The 17,765-nt window shown below is 64.6% G+C and carries 13 protein-coding genes and 2 tRNA genes; 4 read left to right on the top strand and 11 right to left on the bottom strand.

Annotated elements, in window-relative coordinates:
• Positions 1–430 precede the first annotated feature (430 nt).
• On the top strand, positions 431–1,114 hold the full coding sequence (locus BMX78_RS18985) for a vitamin K epoxide reductase family protein (protein ID WP_091422869.1): 684 nt from the start codon (positions 431–433) through the stop codon (positions 1,112–1,114).
• 73 nt (positions 1,115–1,187) lie between these two features.
• Here BMX78_RS18985 and ndk read toward each other — a convergent pair whose 3' ends face one another.
• The 4 genes from ndk to ileS are packed head-to-tail and all read right to left on the bottom strand — an operon-like array spanning position 1,188 to position 6,826.
• A complete protein-coding gene (gene ndk, locus BMX78_RS18980; RefSeq protein WP_091422865.1) occupies positions 1,188–1,607 on the bottom strand; it encodes a nucleoside-diphosphate kinase in 420 nt (139 codons plus the stop codon).
• A gap of 54 nt (positions 1,608–1,661) precedes the next feature.
• Positions 1,662–2,129: a DUF4233 domain-containing protein gene (locus BMX78_RS18975; RefSeq protein WP_091422862.1), complete on the bottom strand. Its 468-nt coding sequence runs from the start codon at positions 2,127–2,129 to the stop codon at positions 1,662–1,664.
• Positions 2,130–2,131: 2 nt separating this feature from the next.
• The gene (locus BMX78_RS18970) at positions 2,132–3,487 is read right to left on the bottom strand and encodes a bifunctional folylpolyglutamate synthase/dihydrofolate synthase (protein ID WP_091422857.1); all 1,356 of its coding nucleotides are present in this window, start codon (positions 3,485–3,487) and stop codon (positions 2,132–2,134) included.
• Positions 3,488–3,490: 3 nt separating this feature from the next.
• Entirely contained in the window at positions 3,491–6,826 is a 3,336-nt protein-coding gene (ileS, locus tag BMX78_RS18965) for an isoleucine--tRNA ligase (RefSeq protein WP_091422854.1), read from the bottom strand.
• Positions 6,827–7,153: 327 nt separating this feature from the next.
• Between ileS and BMX78_RS18960 the strand changes: the two genes are divergently transcribed.
• Positions 7,154–8,215, top strand: coding sequence for an endonuclease/exonuclease/phosphatase family protein (locus BMX78_RS18960; RefSeq protein ID WP_170850880.1), 1,062 nt, complete (start codon positions 7,154–7,156; stop codon positions 8,213–8,215).
• Between the two features lie 37 nt (positions 8,216–8,252).
• Here the strand turns inward: BMX78_RS18960 and BMX78_RS18955 are convergent, their stop codons facing one another.
• Positions 8,253–9,011 (bottom strand): SDR family oxidoreductase, encoded by a 759-nt coding sequence (locus BMX78_RS18955; protein WP_091422849.1) that lies wholly within the window; start codon positions 9,009–9,011, stop codon positions 8,253–8,255.
• Positions 9,012–9,128: 117 nt separating this feature from the next.
• Here BMX78_RS18955 and valS point away from each other — a divergent pair, with 117 nt between their 5' ends.
• A complete protein-coding gene (gene valS / locus BMX78_RS18950) occupies positions 9,129–11,750 on the top strand; it encodes a valine--tRNA ligase (protein WP_091422842.1) in 2,622 nt (873 codons plus the stop codon).
• A gap of 407 nt (positions 11,751–12,157) precedes the next feature.
• Here valS and BMX78_RS18945 read toward each other — a convergent pair whose 3' ends face one another.
• The 6 genes from BMX78_RS18945 to BMX78_RS18920 all read right to left on the bottom strand — a co-directional run bounded on the left by BMX78_RS18945 (position 12,158) and on the right by BMX78_RS18920 (position 17,475).
• Positions 12,158–12,772 (bottom strand): mycothiol-dependent nitroreductase Rv2466c family protein, encoded by a 615-nt coding sequence (locus BMX78_RS18945; RefSeq protein ID WP_091422839.1) that lies wholly within the window; start codon positions 12,770–12,772, stop codon positions 12,158–12,160.
• Positions 12,773–12,843: 71 nt separating this feature from the next.
• A complete protein-coding gene (gene clpX / locus BMX78_RS18940; RefSeq protein ID WP_091422837.1) occupies positions 12,844–14,124 on the bottom strand; it encodes an ATP-dependent Clp protease ATP-binding subunit ClpX in 1,281 nt (426 codons plus the stop codon).
• A 175-nt stretch (positions 14,125–14,299) separates the two neighbouring features.
• Positions 14,300–14,959, bottom strand: a complete 660-nt coding sequence (locus BMX78_RS18935; RefSeq protein ID WP_013601337.1) for an ATP-dependent Clp protease proteolytic subunit — start codon at positions 14,957–14,959, stop codon at positions 14,300–14,302.
• Positions 14,960–14,994: 35 nt separating this feature from the next.
• Positions 14,995–15,624 carry an ATP-dependent Clp protease proteolytic subunit gene (locus BMX78_RS18930; RefSeq protein WP_050054828.1) on the bottom strand — a complete coding sequence of 210 codons (630 nt, stop codon included), beginning with the start codon at positions 15,622–15,624 and terminating at the stop codon, positions 14,995–14,997.
• A gap of 282 nt (positions 15,625–15,906) precedes the next feature.
• Positions 15,907–17,319 (bottom strand): trigger factor, encoded by a 1,413-nt coding sequence (gene tig / locus BMX78_RS18925; protein ID WP_091422832.1) that lies wholly within the window; start codon positions 17,317–17,319, stop codon positions 15,907–15,909.
• Positions 17,320–17,400: 81 nt separating this feature from the next.
• Positions 17,401–17,475: transfer RNA gene (locus BMX78_RS18920), tRNA-Pro, on the bottom strand.
• A gap of 156 nt (positions 17,476–17,631) precedes the next feature.
• On the opposite strand from BMX78_RS18920, the gene BMX78_RS18915 reads away from it, so the two are divergent.
• Positions 17,632–17,705, top strand: a tRNA-Gly gene (locus BMX78_RS18915).
• Positions 17,706–17,765 lie beyond the last annotated feature (60 nt).

The following is a 17,765-nucleotide window of genomic DNA, read 5'->3' as shown; positions in this document are numbered from 1 at the left end:
TGACGTACCGCCACATCCGGCACCCATTGGGGCACATATTGTCAAAACCCGCAGGCGTTGACAGAAGTCAAGTGGATACCCCCAGGTTCGCACCGGCAGTGGGGTGCGGCAGCCCGTGGAGGCCGGCGGGATGTTCTAAAAACCCGTTGTTCTACATGCCACAACCAGGTGCCGTCCAATGGAGTCGCGGGAGCGCGCCGGTTGAACCGACGCCTGCCCTGCTCATCATTGGCGGTCTTGGGAACAAGCCACCGGACCGGAGTCCGAATGTGGTTCGGCTTCCAGCCACGTTCATTCTCTCATACCCGGGGTAAATCGCCGCGGAAGCCGGGCATATGCCGTTGGCCCGCGCCCGGCGTCTGGACGTTCCGTCCAGCCTGCGGCGTTACAATCAGGGCAAGGAGCACCGGATGAAAAGGACGCCATACCCATGCCCAGCATCTCCCCCGTCAGCGGTTCCCCTGCCCCGGAACGGAGCCTGAACCAGGACAGGGACCCGGCCGCACGGACAGCAGGAGCGGTTCCACCCATGACCCGGAACCGGCCCTTCGGCTGGCTGCTGGTGATTACCGGGGTCATCGGCTGGCTCGCCTCCGGGACCCTGGTCCTGGAAAAGCTCGAGGTCCTTAAGGACCCGAACCACACCACGGTGTGCGATGTGAACCCGTGGATCTCGTGCGGGCAGGTGATGCAGACGTGGCAGAGCTCGGTGTTCGGCTTCCCGAACATGTTCATCGGGATCGTGGCCTTCGCCGTCGTCATTACGGTGGGCATGGCGCTGCTCGCCGGGGCAGCGTTCGCCCGTTGGTACTGGCTGGGGCTCCAGGCAGGTGTCACCCTTGGCTTCGCGTTCGTGGTGTGGCTGTGGTCCCAGGCCCTTTATGACATCCACGTCCTTTGCCCGTTCTGCATGATCGTGTGGGCCGTCATGATTCCATTGTTCGTCTGGACCACGGTCCGCAACATCGCCTCCGGCGTGATCCCGGTGCCCGCGAACGCAGCCCGCATCATCGGCGACTCGGGCTGGATCATCACCGCGCTGCTCTACGTGGCTGTGATTGCCACGATCTTCTTCGCGTTCATCCAGGTGTTCGCGGGGACGTCCGGGTTCTAAACCGCCGCGCCCAACTGACAGATAAGGCCAATGTTCGCGAAGAACATTGGCCTTATCTGTCAGTTGGGCGGGGTCAGCCCTGGAACCAGATCTTGATCTCGCGCTCGGCGGAGTCGGTGGAATCCGAGCCGTGCACCAGGTTCTGCTGGACCTTCAGGCCCCAGTCACGGCCGAAGTCGCCGCGGATGGTGCCCGGGGCGGCGGTGGTGGGGTCCGTGGTGCCGGCCAGGGAACGGAAGCCCTCGATGACGCGGTGGCCTTCGAAGATGGCCGCCACAACAGGGCCGCTGAGCATAAAGTCCACCAGGGGCTCGTAGAAAGGCTTGCCCACGTGCTCCTCGTAGTGCTGTTCGAGCAGGTCGCGGGTGGCGTCCACCTTCTTCAGCTCAGCCAGGGTGTAGCCCTTGGCTTCGATCCGGGCCAGGATGGCGCCCGTAAGGTTGCGGGCGACGCCGTCGGGCTTGATCAGGACGAGGGTGCGCTCAGTAGTCACAACTGCTCCAATGCGTTGGTATGGGTTTCGGGGACAAGTCTACGGGGACTGGCGCTATGTGGACTGGGGCTGCTGGTCGGGCCCGGCGGCCTGGTCCGGATGGGCTGCCTCCCATGCGGCCTGTTCGCGCGCCCGCTGGCCGGCTTCCCGGTCCAGCCGGATACCCGTGCGGATTCCATACCACCAGGCAAGGGCGAACAGAGCTCCCACCAGGAACATGGCCGGCTCGAAAATGCCGGTGAGGAGCAGGACGAGCTGCAAGATCCAGCCCAGTCCAACGCCCCAGGGCTTGGTGAGGAAGGCGCAGGCCACGATCATCACCACGCTCAGGCCGATGCCCACCCCCAGGATCAGTGCCGGCGGGAATTCCGCCCGGCGCAGCCCGAACACCGCCAGGGTGGCGAAAAACATCACGAACGCTTCCAGCAGCAGCACGGTGGAGGCGAACATCACCTTGGTGGAGCGCCGCTTCTTGGGCATGCCCGGCCGCCACTCGCGCTGGGCCTTGGTCAGTCTGGCCACGCCTACGCCTCCGTCTTTCCGAGCAGGATCCGGGCTTCGGCCACCAGGGTGATGGAACCGGTCACCAGGACGGCCCCGGAAAGGTCGTCGTTGGCTTCGGCGCGTTCCACGGCCCACTCGAGGGCGTCGTCGAGCTTCTCGGCGATGTGGACGTTGTCCTCGCCAAAGCCAAGGTCTATGGCCAGCTCGGCCAGTTCGGCCGCCGGGACGGCCCGCGGCGAGTTCGACTGGGTGAAGCAGTATTCCTCCGCCAGGCCGCCCAGGGATTCCTTGAGCTGGCGGAGTACTTCCTCCGCGTCCTTTTCCCGCAGGACCCCCACCACCGGAACCAGCCGGGTGAAAGTGAAGGCCTCCTGCAGGGCTGCGGCGGATGCTTTGATGCCGTCCGGGTTGTGGGCGGCGTCCACCACGATGGTGGGTGCCGTGCGGACCACTTCGAGCCGGCCCGGGGAGGTGGCTGCAGCGAATCCTTCCTGCAGCACGTCGAAGCCGAGTTCCTTCCCGCCGAAGAAGGCTTCCAGGGCTGCCACGGCGACGGCGGCGTTCTGTGCCTGGTGGGCTCCGTGCAGCGGCACGAGCAGGTCCGGGTAGCGGCCCGCGATGCCCTGGATGGAGACCATCTGGCCGCCCACGGCCACGGTCCGGGATTCGACGCCGAACTCCACGCCCTCAAACTTGAACGGAACGCCCACGTCTTTGGCTTTTTCGAGGAGGACCTGCGCCGCGTCCAGGGGCTGGGCGGCGCTGATGAGGTAGCCGCCGGGCTTGATGATCCCGGCCTTTTCGTGGGCAATGTCTTCGGTAGTGTCGCCCAGCAGGTCCGTATGGTCCAGCGAGATGGGCGTGACCACCGAAACCTGTCCGTCCCCCACGTTGGTGGCATCGGTGATGCCACCGAGCCCCACTTCGATGACCGCCACGTTGACGGGCTGGTCGGCGAAGATGGCGAAGCCCAGGATGGTGAGGCATTCGAAGTACGTCAGCCGGGGCTGCCCCTCCGCCTCCAGTTCCGAGTCCACAATCTGCAGATAGGGGCGGATCTCATCCCAGATCCGGACGAAGGTCTCATCCGAAACCGGGTGGCCGTCGATGCTGATCCGTTCGGTGACCTTGGACAGGTGCGGGCTGGTGTACCGCCCGGTGCTCAATCCGTGGGCCCGCAACACCGATTCGATCATGCGGGCCGTGGAGGTCTTCCCGTTGGTCCCGGTCACGTGGATGATCGGGTATGCCTTGTTGGGCTCGCCCAGCACATCCATGGCCCGGAACAGCGGGGCAAGCCGCGGCTCCATCTTGTTTTCCGGCGCCCGGCCCAGCAGTTCGGCGTAGACGCTCTCTACGGAAAATTCGTCACTCATGGATCAGGCCTCTACTTTTTCGACGGCGACAACCGGTTCGGCGGTGTCCGCGGGTTCTGCCACCAGGTGCACGGTCAGGGTCTCGCCCTTTACCAGTTCCGCGTTGGCCAGCAGGGCGTCGACGACGTTCTGCCGGGCAGTCACGGAGGTCCGGATCCGGTCGCTGACGTTGAGTCCGGCGTCCTTGCGTGCCTGCTGGATGGAGCGGACCATGTCCCGGGCCAGGCCTTCGGCCTCCAGCTCCGGGGTCACCTCGGTGTTGAGGACGACGAATCCGCCGCCGGGGAGGACGGCTACAGCAGAAGACACAGCCGCGCTGCCGCCGTCGTTCTCTGCCACTACGGTTTCCAGCGTGTATTCCTGCGGTTCCAGTTCCAGGCCCCCGGCCGTGACAACGCCGGCATCGGAAACCGACCAGTCGCCGGACTTGGCGCCCTTGATGGCGGCCTGGACGTTCTTGCCCAGCCGCGGACCTGCTGCGCGCGCGTTGACCACGAGCTTCTGCTGGATCCCGAACTCCTCCGGCGAGGCCGTGGCGGCGTCCAGCAGGCGGACGCTGCGGAGGTTGAGCTCGTCCGCGACGACGGCGGCGAAGCCAGCCAGCGCATCCGCGCCGGGTGCCACCACGGTCAGTTCCTGCAGCGGGAGGCGTACGCGCAGGTTTGCTGCCTTCCGGAGCGAGGAACCGGTGGAGCAGATCTGCTGGACCTTGTCCATCGCCTCCACCAGGGAAGGGTTGGCCGGGAACAGGTTGGCGTCCGGCCAGTCGGCCAGGTGCACCGAGCGGCCTCCGGTGAGCCCGCGCCAGATTTCCTCGGAGACCAGCGGCAGGAGCGAAGCCGCCACGCGGGTGACCGTTTCCAGCGCGGTGAACAATGCATCGAAGGCGTCCTGGTCCTCGTCGAAGAAGCGCTGGCGGCTCCGGCGGACGTACCAGTTGGTGAGCATGTCCAGGTAGCTGCGCAGTTCGTCGCAGGCGCCGGAGATGTCGTAGGTATCCAGCTGCTCCGTCATGTTCCGCACCAGTTCACCGGTGTTGGCCAGCAGGTACTGATCCAGCGTGTCGGCATAGCCGTCGTACCGCAGCTTGGCGTCATAGCCTGAACCGCCGTTGGCGGCATTGGTGTAAAGCGTGAAGAAGCTGTACACGTTCCACAGCGGCAGGATGACCTGGCGGACGCCGTCGCGGATTCCCTGTTCGGTGACCACCAGGTTGCCGCCGCGGAGGATGGGGCTGGACATCAGGAACCAGCGCATGGCGTCCGAGCCGTCGCGGTCCAGGACCTCGGAGACGTCCGGGTAGTTCCGCAGGCTCTTGGACATCTTCTGCCCGTCCGAGCCCAGCACAATGCCGTGGCTGATGACGTTGCGGAACGCCGGGCGGTCGAACAGCGCCGTGGAGAGGATATGCAGCATGTAGAACCAGCCGCGGGTCTGGCCGATGTACTCCACGATGAAGTCGGCCGGGTTGTGGGTATCGAACCAGGCCTCATTCTGGAACGGGTAGTGCACCTGGCCGTACGGCATGGAACCCGAATCGAACCAGACATCCAGGACGTCCTCCACGCGGCGCATCACGGACTGGCCCTCTTCCGGGGTGCGCGGATCGTCCGGGTTGGGCCTGGTGAGTTCGTCGATGAAGGGGCGGTGCAGGTCCACCTGGCCGTCCTTGTTCAGCGGCAGCCTGCCGAAGTCCGCCTCGATCTCGGCGAGCGAGCCGTACACATCGGTGCGCGGGTATTCGGGGTCGCTGGACTGCCAGACGGGGATGGGGCTGCCCCAGTAGCGGTTGCGGCTGATGGACCAGTCACGGGCGTTTTCCAGCCACTTGCCGAACTGACCGTCCTTGACGTTGCCCGGGATCCAGTTGATTTCCTGGTTCAGCTCGGACATCCGGTCCTTGAACTTGGTGACCTCCACGTACCAGGAGGACACTGCGCGGTAGATCAGCGGGTTGCGGCAGCGCCAGCAGTGCGGGTAGCTGTGCTCGTAGCTGGCCTGGCGGACCAGGCGGCCTTGGGCGCGCAGCACCTGGGTGATGGGCTTGTTGGCCTCAAAGACCTGCAGGCCCACGATGTCGTGGAGGTCCCCGTGCTTGAACAGCGGGAGGAATTTCGCGCCCTCGTCCACCGAGAGGATCACCGGGATGCCGGCTTCCTCGCAGACCTTCTGGTCGTCTTCACCGTAGGCGGGAGCCTGGTGGACGATGCCGGTGCCGTCGGTGGTGGTGACGTAGTCGGCCACCAGGATCCGCCAGGCGTTCTCCATGCCGTACTTTTCGTTGTCGGCAAAGTCCTGCCACAGCGGCTGGTAGGCGAGGCCTTCGAGCTCGGCACCGGTGTGCGTGGAGACGACCGCGGCCTGCGCTGACTCGAAGTCCTCGTATCCGAGGTCCTTGGCGTAGCTGGCCAGCAGGTCGGCGGCCAGCAGGAAGCTGCCGTTGACCGGAGCGTCCGCGGAGGCGGCCTTGATGCCGTTGGGGCCGGCAGGCAGTACGGCGTAAGTGATGGAAGGTCCGACGGCGAGCGCGGCGTTTGTCGGCAGGGTCCAGGGGGTGGTGGTCCAGGCGAGGGCCTGGACACCGGCGAGCTGCCGGGACAGTTCCGACTCCCCGGCAAGCAGGGGGAAGGTCACCGTGACGGTCTGGTCCTGGCGGTTCTTGTAGACGTCGTCGTCCATGCGCAGCTCATGGTTGGACAGCGGCGTTTCGTCCTTCCAGCAGTAAGGCAGCACGCGGTAGCCGTTGTAGGTCAATCCCTTTTCGTGCAGCTGCTTAAAGGCCCAGAGGACAGACTCCATGTACTCGACGTTGAGGGTCTTGTAGTCGTTGTCGAAGTCCACCCAGCGTGCCTGGCGGGTGACATAGCTGCGCCATTCGTCGGCGTACTTCATCACGGAGGCGCGGCAGGCGTCGTTGAACTTGTCGATGCCCATGGCTTCGATCTGGGTTTTGTCCGTCATGCCCAGCTGCTTCATGGCTTCGAGCTCTGCCGGCAGGCCATGGGTATCCCAGCCGAAGCGGCGCTCCACGCGCTTGCCGCGCTGGGTCTGGTAGCGGCCCACGAGGTCCTTGGCGTACCCGGTGAGCAGGTGGCCGTAGTGCGGCAGGCCGTTGGCGAACGGCGGGCCGTCGTAGAACACGAATTCGTTGCTGCCTGGTTCGCCGCCGGGGGCGTCCGCGCTGCGCTGGTCGATGCTGGCCTGGAAGGTGCCGTCCTGGTCCCAGTACTTGAGGATGCGCTCTTCGATTTCCGGGAACTTCACGGAAGCGGACACGCCGGCGTTGCGGCTGGAAGAGGTGCCATCGGCGGAGGCTGAGGCCTTGGGGTAATACGTCATTCTCGACATCCTGGGTTGAGCTTGGCGAACTGCCGGCTTGCGCCTTTCGTTCCGTTCAGGATGCGAGGACGGCTGCCGTGTTGTCCTGCCGGACTCCACGCCCACCGCGGTACCACCTCACTTACCGGCGCGCTTCCGGCTCCCTGGGGAACCGTCCTGCTCCGGCCGCTCATTGACTGCTGTGACGGGCTTACCCGTCCGGTTCTACTGACGCCGTCCGCGTGTGTGGCGGTTGGTGCGTTCTTCCGGAAGCTCGCCGGTGATAGCCGGGTCGTAGCCGCTTCCGAGTCTACTATTTCCATGGCCGGGCCACCAATAATGGAGCGTATGCAGAAGAACGGCACCGGATGGCGTGACGGACCGCGTCCGCGCAAGGTGTCCTGGTGGTCGGTGTCCGCCGCCGTCCTGGCAGCGCCGGGTGCCGTCCTGCTGGCTCTGCGCCTGGTTCCGTGGGACATCGGGACCCCGTGGATCCAGCTTTTGGCCGTCTTTCCCGCTGCGCTCATCACGACGACGGCCGGGCTGGCCGCCGCCGTCGTCGCACTGCCCGCCAAGCCCCGCCCGGGCCGGACGTTGGTGGCCGCACTGGCTGCCGTGGTGCTCGCGGCACAGTTCGGCCTGGTGGTGGACCGTGTCCTGCCTTCAGCCGCGGTAGGCCACCTGGAGTCCGCGGCTCGCGCGGGCGGGCAAGCTGCTGGAAACCCGCCTGCCGGCAAGCGGACACTCACGGTGATGGCGGTCAACGTGGGGTCCACCGGCATAGACACCGCGGCCCTGCTGGCCGAGATAAGAAACCGGAACATCGATGTCCTTGCCCTGCCCGAACTGGCTCCTGCCGGTTTGGAGGCCCTGGATGATGCGGGTCTGGCAGCCGTTCTGCCCGGCCGGGCGCTCGACGTGGACTCTGCCGGTACCGGAAACGCCCTCTTTGCACGCTTTCCGCTGGAGCAGGCTGAACGGGTACCCGGGTGGGTGTTCTACCAAAGCCGGGCAGTGGCCATGATCCCCGGGGTAGCGGCGCCGCTCCACCTGACAGCCGTCCATATCGATTCCCCGCGCCCGGGACACACGCCCATGTGGCGGGCGGAACTGCAGCAGCTGGGCATGCTCTGGCAGGGCGCGCCCGGGCACTCCATCCTGCTGGGCGACTTCAACGCCACCGGGGACCACCGGGAATTCCGGGACCTCCTCGCCCGGGGGTTGACCGATGCCTCGCAGGCAACCGGCAAGGGGCTGGTGCCCACCTGGCCGGTGAACTCACCGGCACCCGCGTTCGCGGCCCTGGACCATGTGCTGGTCAGCCCGGGAATAGACGTGGCGGGGGTGGACGTCGTCACCCTGCCCGGAACCGACCACGCCGCGGTGGCGGCCCGCCTGGTCCTGCAGTGAAAGTGGTCCTGCAGTGAAAGCAGGCTCTGCCCGTGCGTCAGCCCTTGCGGATCAGTTTGTGGTTGGCGGCCTGTGCCACCGGCCGGATCACGATCTGGTCCAGGTTCACGTGGTGGGGGGCGCTGACGGCGTACTTGACAACATCCGCCACGTCGGCAGCGGTGAGCGGTTTTTCCACTCCCTGGTACACCTTTTGGGCGGCCTGTTTGTCACCGAGCCGGTTCAGCGCGAACTCCTCCGTGTACACCAGCCCCGGAGCCACTTCGATGACGCGGACGTTGTTCTCCGCTTCCTCCAGCCGAAGCGCACCGGTCATGGCCTGCTGGGCAGACTTCGCAGCGTTGTAGCCGCCTCCGCCTTCATACGGAGCCAGCGCGGCAGTGGAGGTCAGGTTCAGCACGGTTCCCTCGCCGTGGGCGCGGAGCATCGGCAGGAACGCCCGGATGAGCTTCATGGTGCCCAGCACGTTGACCCGGTACATCCATTCCCAGTCCTCGGTGCTCGCCTGGCCCACGGTGTCGGCGCCCCGCGCGCCGCCGGCGATATTGACAAGCGTGTCGATACCCCCCGCTTCTGTGACCCGGGCAAGGAGCCGGGACACGTCGTCGTCCGCGGAAATATCCGCAGGAATGGCGACGGCGCCGGTCTCGGCTTCCAGCTCGGCGAGCCGCTCAGCGCGGCGGGCCACAGCATAAACTGTCCACCCTTCCGCCGTCAGGGCGCGGACGGTTGCCTCCCCGATTCCGCTGCTCGCACCGGTCACCAAAGCTGCATTTTTCCGGAAGTCAGAAGTCATGGCACCACACTAACCTTCCCTGCCCGAAGACCACCCCGGCGTGTTTCCCCGGATGAACCGGCCCTTCCAGTCTGCTGCCGGGCAGGGAGACACGCGCGGCCATGAAACAATTGGCAAATGGCTGAAGACAAACAGGGTACAGACACGCCCAACACCGCCCCCATCAACGTTCCGGACAAGCCGGCCCTCGAAGGCCTCGAAGCCGCCTTGACGCAGCGCTGGCTTGCCGAGGGGACCTACAAGTTCAACCCGGACACTACCCGGGAGCAGGTCTACTCGATCGACACTCCCCCGCCCACCGCCTCCGGATCGCTGCACGTGGGACACATGTTCTCCTACACACAGACCGATGTGCTGGCCCGCTACCAGCGGATGATCGGCAAGAACGTCTTCTACCCGATGGGCTGGGATGACAACGGCCTGCCTACCGAACGCCGGGTGCAGAACTACTACGGTGTACGCTGCGACCCGGCCATCCCGTACAACGCGGACTACCGTCCTCCGGCCCAGCCTGCCAAAAACCAGCGGGATTTCGACGTGGTCTCCCGCCGGAACTTCATTGAGCTGTGCGAAGAACTGGCCGTCGAGGACGAGAAGGTCTTCGAAAACCTCTTCCAGACGCTTGGCCTGTCCGTGGACTGGGAACTGACCTACCGCACCATCGACGACAATTCCAGGGCAGTCTCACAGCGGGCATTCCTGGCCAACCTTGCCGCAGGCGACGCCTACATGGCCGAGGCGCCCACCCTCTGGGATGTCACCTTCCGCACCGCCGTGGCGCAGGCCGAGCTCGAGGACCGCGAGGTGCCGGGCGCCTACTACCGCTACCCGTTCTTCACCGAGGACGGCGAGCGGATCTACATCGAGACCACCCGTCCCGAACTGCTGGCCGCCTGCGCGGCCCTGGTGGCAAATCCCGACGACGAACGGTACCAGCCGCTGTTCGGCAAGAAGGTCACGTCCCCGGTGTTCGGCGTCGAGGTGGAAGTGAAGGCCCACCCGCTCGCCAAGGCGGACAAAGGCTCCGGCATCGCGATGGTGTGTACCTTCGGCGACCTGACCGACGTCACCTGGTGGCGCGAACTGCAGCTGCCCACCCGGGCCATCGTGGGCAGGGACGGCCGGATCGTCAGCGAGGCCCCGGAGTGGATCACCACCGACATCGGCCGTGAAGCCTTTGCCGCCATCGCCGGCAAGACCGTGTTCAGCGCCAAGGAGGAGGTGGTGAAGCTCCTCACCGCCGCCGAGCTGCTGGACGGCGAGCCGAAGAAGATCATGCACCCCGTGAACTTCTACGAAAAGGGCGACAAGCCGCTCGAGGTTGTCACCTCCCGCCAGTGGTACATCCGCAACGGCGGACGGGACGAGGACCGCCGCGAACGGCTCATCGCGCGCGGGCAGGAAATCGACTTCCACCCCGCCTTTATGCGCTCCCGCTATGAGAACTGGATTTCGGGCCTGAACGGCGACTGGCTCGTATCGCGCCAGCGCTTCTTTGGTGTGCCCATCCCGGTCTGGTACCCACTGGATGCCGACGGCAACCCGGACTACGACTCCCCCATTGTTCCGTCCGACGAGCAGCTGCCGGTTGACCCGGCAGCGGATGCCGCCCCGGGCTTCGACGAGGCGCAGCGCGATGTTCCCAACGGGTTCACCGGCGACGCCGACATCCTGGACACGTGGGCCACGTCCTCCCTGACGCCGAACATTGTGGGCGGCTGGAAGCGTGACGAGGAACTGTTCGCCAAGGTATTCCCGTTTGACGTCCGCCCGCAGGGCCACGACATCATCCGCACCTGGCTCTTCTCCTCGGTGGTCCGCGCCGATGCCCTGGAGAACAGTGCGCCCTGGAAGCACGCCGCCATCTCGGGCTGGATCCTGGACCCGGACCGCAAGAAGATGTCCAAGTCCAAGGGCAACGTGGTGGTCCCCACCGATGTGCTGGAGGAATACGGCTCCGATGCCGTCCGCTACTGGGCAGCCTCAGCGAAGCTCGGCGCGGATACCGCCTACGAGATTGCCCAGATGAAGATCGGCCGGCGCCTGGCCATCAAGCTGCTGAACGCCTCGAAGTTCGTGCTGAACCTCGGCGCCACCGAAGCATCAGTGCTTTCCGGTGACCTCTCGGTGCTGTCCAACCCCCTGGACCGGGCCGTCCTGGCCCAGCTCGCCGAGGTTGTGGCGCAGTCCACGAAAGCGTTTGAGAACTACGACTACGCCCGCGCACTGCAGATTACCGAAAGCTTCTTCTGGCAGTTCACGGACGACTACGTGGAGCTCATCAAGGACCGGGCCTACGGCGCTGCCGGCGAAGCCGAACAGGCTTCGGTCCTCGCGGCCCTGGCCACCAGCCTGGACACCCTGCTGCGCCTGTTCGCGCCCTTCCTGCCCTTCGCGACCGAAGAGGTCTGGGGATGGTGGCGGAACGGTTCGGTCCACCGCGCCCATTGGCCTGCTCCGCTGGACGTGCCGGGCGGGGACACCACCATGCTGGCAACCGTGGGCGTTGCGCTCAGCGGCGTCCGCAAGGCCAAGTCCGAAGCCAAGGTCAAGCAGCGCACAGAGGTCCTGTCCGCCACCATCACGGCCTCGGAGGCCCTGACCACGCAACTGAAGGCTGGGCTTGCGGACCTGAAGGCTGCGTCAAACGCCCGCGAGATCACCCTGGTGGTGGGCGACGGCGAACTCACCGTGAGTGATGTGGCCCTGGCTGCCACCGAGGAGCCCGCACAGGCCTGACAGGGTGCGCCCCCTGTTGGGCGCTCCCTGCTGCAGGGCAACCTGTTTCAGGGCAACTTGTCTCTGGGAAACTTGTTTCAGGGCAAAGGGGAAGCCCCATCAGCGTTTTGCCGTTGGTGGGGCTTCGACTTTTCGGCCATCTGGTGACGTCTTTGATGGTCTGGCAAGATCCTAGGAAATTTCAGGTCTTCCTACCTCGTCACTGGTAGCTTGTATCCGGCTTTGCCGATGGCTGCGTCAAATACATATCACTGAATCTTCGGTTCCTGCGTCTCTCTTCTTTCGAAGAGGGTAAGAACCATCATTGTCCTGCCCGTCCGGATGCGCAAGAGCTCCGGCAGAACTACAAACGAGTAGTTCTGCCGGAGCTCTTCGGCTTTCCTGCCGGACCGCCGGCAGGGCATGTCTCAGCTGAACTCAGGGCGTTCTGTGCGGCTGCGCTTCAGCTCGAAGAAGTGCGGGTAGGAGGCCAGGGCGGTGGTGGCGTCCCACAGCTTGCCTGCCTCTTCACCGCGTGGAATCCGGGTCAGGACGGGGCCGAAGAATGCGGTTCCATTGAAGGCCACCACGGGTGTGCCAACATCCTGGCCTACCAGCGAGATGCCTTCCTCGTGGCTGGCCCGCAGCTTTTCGTCGAAGGCGTCTGTGGTGGCCGCTTCAGCCAGTGAGGCGGGGAGGCCGCATTCGGCGAGGGCCTTGGTGATGACCAGGGCCCTGTCCTTCTCGCCGCGCTCGTGGATCAGGGTGCCCATGGCGTCATAAAGGGCCTTGACCGTTTCCTGGCCGTGCTCCTGCTGGGCCGCGATAATCACGCGGACCATGCCCCAGGCGTTGTCCATGGACTCGCGGTAGGCGGGCTCCAGGTCGCGGCCCTCGTTGAGGACAGCAAGACTCATCACGTGCCACACCGTTTCGATGTCGCGGACGTCCTCCACTTCGCCGATCCAGCGCGAGGTGATCCACGCGAACGGGCACAGCGGGTCAAACCAGAAATCGGCCTTGTTTCGTGCAGTGTCAGTCATGGGTGTGCTCCTTCAGGTGCAGGCGGCTGCGCAAGGGGCAGCCGCCTCTGACGGTGTATAACGGAAGGTTTTCAGGCGGTCTTACGCCGCTTCGTGACGTGCGGGATCATGGTGGGTTCCGCGCCCCGGAGGACCACGTCCTCGGTGATCACCACGCTGGCCACATCCTCGCGGCTGGGGAGATCGAACATCACGGGAAGGAGCACTTCCTCCATGATGGCTCGCAGCCCGCGTGCGCCGGTGCCGCGCTCCAGGGCCTGCTCGGCAATGGCATCCAGGGCGGTGTCGTCAAACACGAGTTCGACGCCATCGATCTGGAACATCTTCTGGTACTGCTTCACCAGGGCGTTCTTAGGCGTGGAGAGGATCTGGATCAGGGCGTCCCGGTCCAGGTTGGAGACCGTGGTGATTACGGGGAGGCGGCCAATGAATTCCGGGATCAGACCGAATTTCAGCAGGTCCTCCGGCATCACTTCGCCATAGGAATCAATCTTTTTGCTGGCCTCGTTCAGGGGTGCACCGAAGCCAATCCCCTTCCGGCCGGAGCGGGAACCAATGATCTCCTCCAGTCCGGCGAACGCACCGGCCACGATGAACAGGACATTAGTGGTGTCGATCTGGATGAATTCCTGGTGCGGGTGCTTCCGGCCGCCCTGCGGAGGAACGGAGGCAACAGTGCCTTCCAGGATTTTCAGGAGCGCCTGCTGGACGCCTTCGCCTGAGACATCGCGGGTGATGGAGGGGTTTTCGCTCTTGCGGGAAATCTTGTCGATCTCGTCGATGTAGATGATGCCCTGCTCGGCTTTTTTGACGTCATAGTCCGCGGCCTGGATGAGCTTGAGGAGGATGTTCTCCACATCCTCACCCACGTAGCCGGCCTCGGTCAGAGCGGTTGCGTCGGCCACCGCGAACGGAACGTTCAAGCGGCGCGCCAGCGTCTGGGCCAGGTAGGTCTTTCCGCAGCCGGTGGGACCGATCAGGAGGATGTTGGACTTGGCGATCTCGACGTCGTCGTGGTGGCCGCCGTCGGCGAGGCTGCCCGACTTGGGGGCGTGGCCGGCCTGGATCCTCTTGTAATGGTTGTAGACCGCGACGGCGAGGGAGCGCTTGGCAGGCTCCTGGCCGATGACATATTCCTGCAGGAAGTCGAAGATCTCCCGCGGCTTGGGCAGTTCGAAGCTGCCAAGATCGGCGACTTCGGCAAGTTCCTCTTCGATGATTTCGTTGCAAAGCTCAATGCACTCATCACAGATGTAGACACCGGGCCCGGCAATGAGCTTGCGCACCTGCTTCTGGCTCTTTCCGCAGAAAGAGCACTTCAGCAGATCCGTGCTCTCGCCAATCCGAGCCATATGTGAACCCCTTAGTATCTTGCTGCCAGGCAGCCTTGCACCGTTGCTGGAATCTCCACCAGCCTGCGTGGGCCGGTTGTGACAACATCCACTCTAGGTCACATTCGCTTCCGAGGGTGGAAGGAAAAGGCCGGTGGAGCCAAATGATTGGCGCCACCGGCGCTTTACTTTACCGCTACCTGGTAATTGCCTGCGGTTTGATCTTGCGGGAATCCAGGACCTGGTCGATCAGGCCGTACACCTGGGCTTCTTCCGCGGTCAGGATCTTGTCGCGCTCGATATCGTTGTTGACCTGCTCGGACGTCCGTCCCGAGTGGTGCGCCAGGGTGTCCTCAAGCCAGGACCGCATGCGCATGACCTCGGCCGCCTGGATCTCCAGGTCGGAGGCCTGGCCGCCCTGGCCGCCGGAGAGCGCGGGCTGGTGGATCAGGACGCGGGCGTTCGGCAGTGCCAGGCGCTTGCCGGGCGTTCCGGCCGCCAGAAGGACAGCGGCAGCGCTGGCTGCCTGCCCGAGGCAGACAGTCTGGATCTCAGGGCGGATGTACTGCATAGTGTCGTAAATTGCCGTCATGGCGGTGAAGGAACCACCCGGCGAGTTGATGTACAGGGTGATGTCGCGGTCCGGGTCCGTGGATTCCAGCACCAGCAACTGCGCCATGATGTCGTCCGCGGAAGCGTCGTCCACCTGGACGCCGAGGAAGATGATGCGGTCCTCGAAGAGCTTGGTGTATGGGTCCTGGCGCTTGAAGCCGTAGGGCGTGCGCTCCTCGAACTGGGGCAGGACGTAGCGGCTGGACGGAAGATTACCGGCAGACCACCCGAAGTTGTAGTTCATTTTTATTGCTCCTGATCTGAGTGTTCTTGTGCCGGTTAGTTCGCGGAGGGGGTCTCGCCCGTGGCGCCGTTGCTGTTCGATGTACCGCCGCCGCCGGCAACCGAGCCTGCGTGGGCGGCGATCTTGTCGAAGAACCCGTATTCCAGGGCTTCGGTGGCCGTGAACCACTTGTCGCGGTCGTTGTCCTTGAGGATGGTGTCCACGGTCTGGCCGGTCTGCTCGGCCGTCAGCTCCGCCATCACCTTCTTCATGTGCAGGATCAGCTCAGCCTGGATCTTGATGTCCGAGGCGGTGCCGCCAATGCCGCCGGAGGGCTGGTGCATCAGGACGCGGGCGTTCGGGGTGGCGTAACGCTTGCCCTTGGTACCCGAGGAGAGCAGGAACTGGCCCATCGAGGCGGCGAGGCCGGTGGCGACGGTGACGACGTCGTTGGGGATGAACTGCATGGTGTCGTAGATGGCCATGCCTGCGGTGACCGAGCCGCCCGGGGAGTTGATGTAAAGGTAGATGTCCTTTTCCGGGTTCTCGGCGGACAGGAGCAGCAGCTGCGAGCAGATGGCGTTGGCGTTCTCGTCACGCACCTCTGAGCCCAGCCAGATGATCCGCTCTTTGAGGAGGCGGTTGTAGATGTAGTTGTCCTGGGCTGCAGGATCGACAGTCGCCATCCGGGGGGCCTCTGCGTGCTGTGACATGTGTACTTACCTCTCACTGGTGACGGTGACATCACTGAAAATCTCTACTTGGACACTAACCGGTTTCACTGACGTTTTGTTCGCGCGCCGTGGGCTGTTCGCTGACGGCGCACGATCGGCCGGCCCCCGGAGGGACCTCCAGAGGGGCATTCAGTTGGGCCTGCGGCCGGACATGCGGTTGGGCATGCTGGCGCAAAGCAAACGGCCCCCGGATCCTGGGATCCGGGGGCCGTTCAATTCTGGATTACCGCGTGGCTAGGCCTTGGCCTCTGCCTTGTCTTCCTCGCCGGCAGCCTCGGGTGCTTCTTCGGCTGCTGCTTCTTCGGCCTCGACGGCGGGAGCTTCCTCTGCCTCCACGGCGGGAGCTTCCTCTTCGCCGCCGGGACGGACGAAGTCGCTGAGGTCAACGGTGTTGCCCTCAGTGTCGGTCACCGTGGCCTGGCCCAGGACTACAGCCAGGGCCTTGCGGCGGCGAACCTCGGACACCATCATGGGGACCTGTCCGCTCTGATCGATGATCTGGGCGAACTGGTTGGGGTCCATGCCGTACTGGCTGGCCGTGCTGACGATGTAGTCGATCAGCTCGTTCTGGCTGACGTTGACTTCTTCCTTTTCGGCGATGGCGTCAAGGATGATCTCGTTCTGGAAAGCGCGGGCCGTGTTGGCGCGCACCTCTTCACGGTGTTCCTCGGTGTCGTGCTCACCTTCGCCGTGGCCGTTGCCCTCCTTGAAGTGGGCTTCGAGCTGCTCTTCGACGACGGAGTCCGGAACCGGAACCTCCACCAGCTCAACGAGCTTGTCCAGGACCTTGTCGCGGGCCTCGACGCCCTGCTCAACAACCTTGGAATCGGCAGCCTGCTTGGCGAGGTCCTCGCGGAGCTCGGCAAGGGTGTCGAATTCGGAGGCGAGCTGGGCGAAGTCGTCGTCCGCCTCGGGGAGTTCGCGCTCCTTGACGGCCTTCACAACCACCTTGACCTGGGCTGCTTCACCGGCGTGGTCGCCACCCACCAGGGTGGTGTTGAAGATGGCGTCTTCGTCGGCGCTCAGGCCGGTGACGGCTTCGTCGAGGCCTTCGAGCATGGTGCCGGCGCCAACCTGGTAGGACAGTCCGGCAGCGGAGTCAACCTCTTCGCCGTCGATGCTGGCGGTGATGTCGATGGTGAGGAAGTCGCCATCGGCGGCGGGACGGTCAACGGGCTTCAACGTGCCGAAGCGGCCGCGCAGTTCGTCCAGGGCCTTGTCCACGTCCTCGTCGGAGGACTGGGCTGCGGCAACCTCGACCTGGATGCCGGCGTAGTCCGGGAGTTCGATCTCGGGGCGGACGTCAACCTCGGCGGCGAACTTCAGGCCACCGTCGGTGGCGGAGGGGTCCGGAACCTCGGTGATTTCAACCTCGGGACGGCTCAGGGGGCGGATGCCGGATTCCTGGACGGCAGCCTGGTACCAGCCGTTGAGGCCTTCGTTGATGGCCGTCTCCAGGACGTAGCCGCGGCCGACGCGCTGGTCGATGAGCTTTGCGGGGACCTTGCCCTTACGGAAGCCAAGGACCTGGATCTGCGAAGCAACGGTCTTGTAGGCCGAGTCGATGCTGGGCTTCAATTCCTCAAAGGGGACCTCAACATTGAGCTTGACCCGCGTGGGGGTGAGGTTCTCGACAGCGCTCTTCACGGTCTAAGTACTCCTGGGATTGTGGGATGGGTTTCTGCAAACGCAATGTTTTGTCCAGGCCGAGAGGTCCGGGCCGCAGAGTCGGGGTGACAGGATTTGAACCTGCGACTTCCTGCTCCCAAAGCAGGCGCTCTAGCCAAGCTGAGCTACACCCCGTAAGTGCACAGGCAAGTCTACGGTGATACGCGCCGTCTTTGCACATTTGACACGTAGCCCATGGATTAGGTTTAGTTATATCCGGCTTGAACAGCCAGCCCGAAGTTCCCATCAGTGAAGGCCTGAAGTACTAGGCTTACAGATGGATCTTCCTTCGGGGACGTAGCTTAATGGTAAAGCCTCAGTCTTCCAAACTGATTACGCGGGTTCGATTCCCGTCGTCCCCTCCATAGCAGAAGGCCCCTCTCCGGAGGGGCCTTCTGCGTTAAACCACGTTTTGCTTTAGTCCA

Source organism: Arthrobacter sp. OV608, assembly GCA_900110595.1.
Classification (GTDB): domain Bacteria; phylum Actinomycetota; class Actinomycetes; order Actinomycetales; family Micrococcaceae; genus Arthrobacter.
Note: the sequence above shows the minus strand (reverse complement) of the source record. Positions and strands in the feature narration are given on the sequence as shown.

Bases quoted from the DNA above. Each gene is read 5' to 3' on its own strand.
- BMX78_RS18985 (WP_091422869.1), top strand. From the start codon at position 431: ATGCCCAGCATCTCCCCCGTCAGCGGTTCCCCTGCCCCGGAACGGAGC.
- BMX78_RS18970 (WP_091422857.1), bottom strand. From the start codon at position 3,487: ATGAGTGACGAATTTTCCGTAGAGAGCGTCTACGCCGAACTGCTGGGC.
- ileS (WP_091422854.1), bottom strand. From the start codon at position 6,826: ATGACGTATTACCCCAAGGCCTCAGCCTCCGCCGATGGCACCTCTTCC.
- BMX78_RS18960 (WP_170850880.1), top strand. From the start codon at position 7,154: ATGCAGAAGAACGGCACCGGATGGCGTGACGGACCGCGTCCGCGCAAG.
- BMX78_RS18955 (WP_091422849.1), bottom strand. From the start codon at position 9,011: ATGACTTCTGACTTCCGGAAAAATGCAGCTTTGGTGACCGGTGCGAGC.
- valS (WP_091422842.1), top strand. From the start codon at position 9,129: ATGGCTGAAGACAAACAGGGTACAGACACGCCCAACACCGCCCCCATC.
- BMX78_RS18945 (WP_091422839.1), bottom strand. From the start codon at position 12,772: ATGACTGACACTGCACGAAACAAGGCCGATTTCTGGTTTGACCCGCTG.
- clpX (WP_091422837.1), bottom strand. From the start codon at position 14,124: ATGGCTCGGATTGGCGAGAGCACGGATCTGCTGAAGTGCTCTTTCTGC.
- BMX78_RS18935 (WP_013601337.1), bottom strand. From the start codon at position 14,959: ATGAACTACAACTTCGGGTGGTCTGCCGGTAATCTTCCGTCCAGCCGC.
- BMX78_RS18930 (WP_050054828.1), bottom strand. From the start codon at position 15,624: ATGGCGACTGTCGATCCTGCAGCCCAGGACAACTACATCTACAACCGC.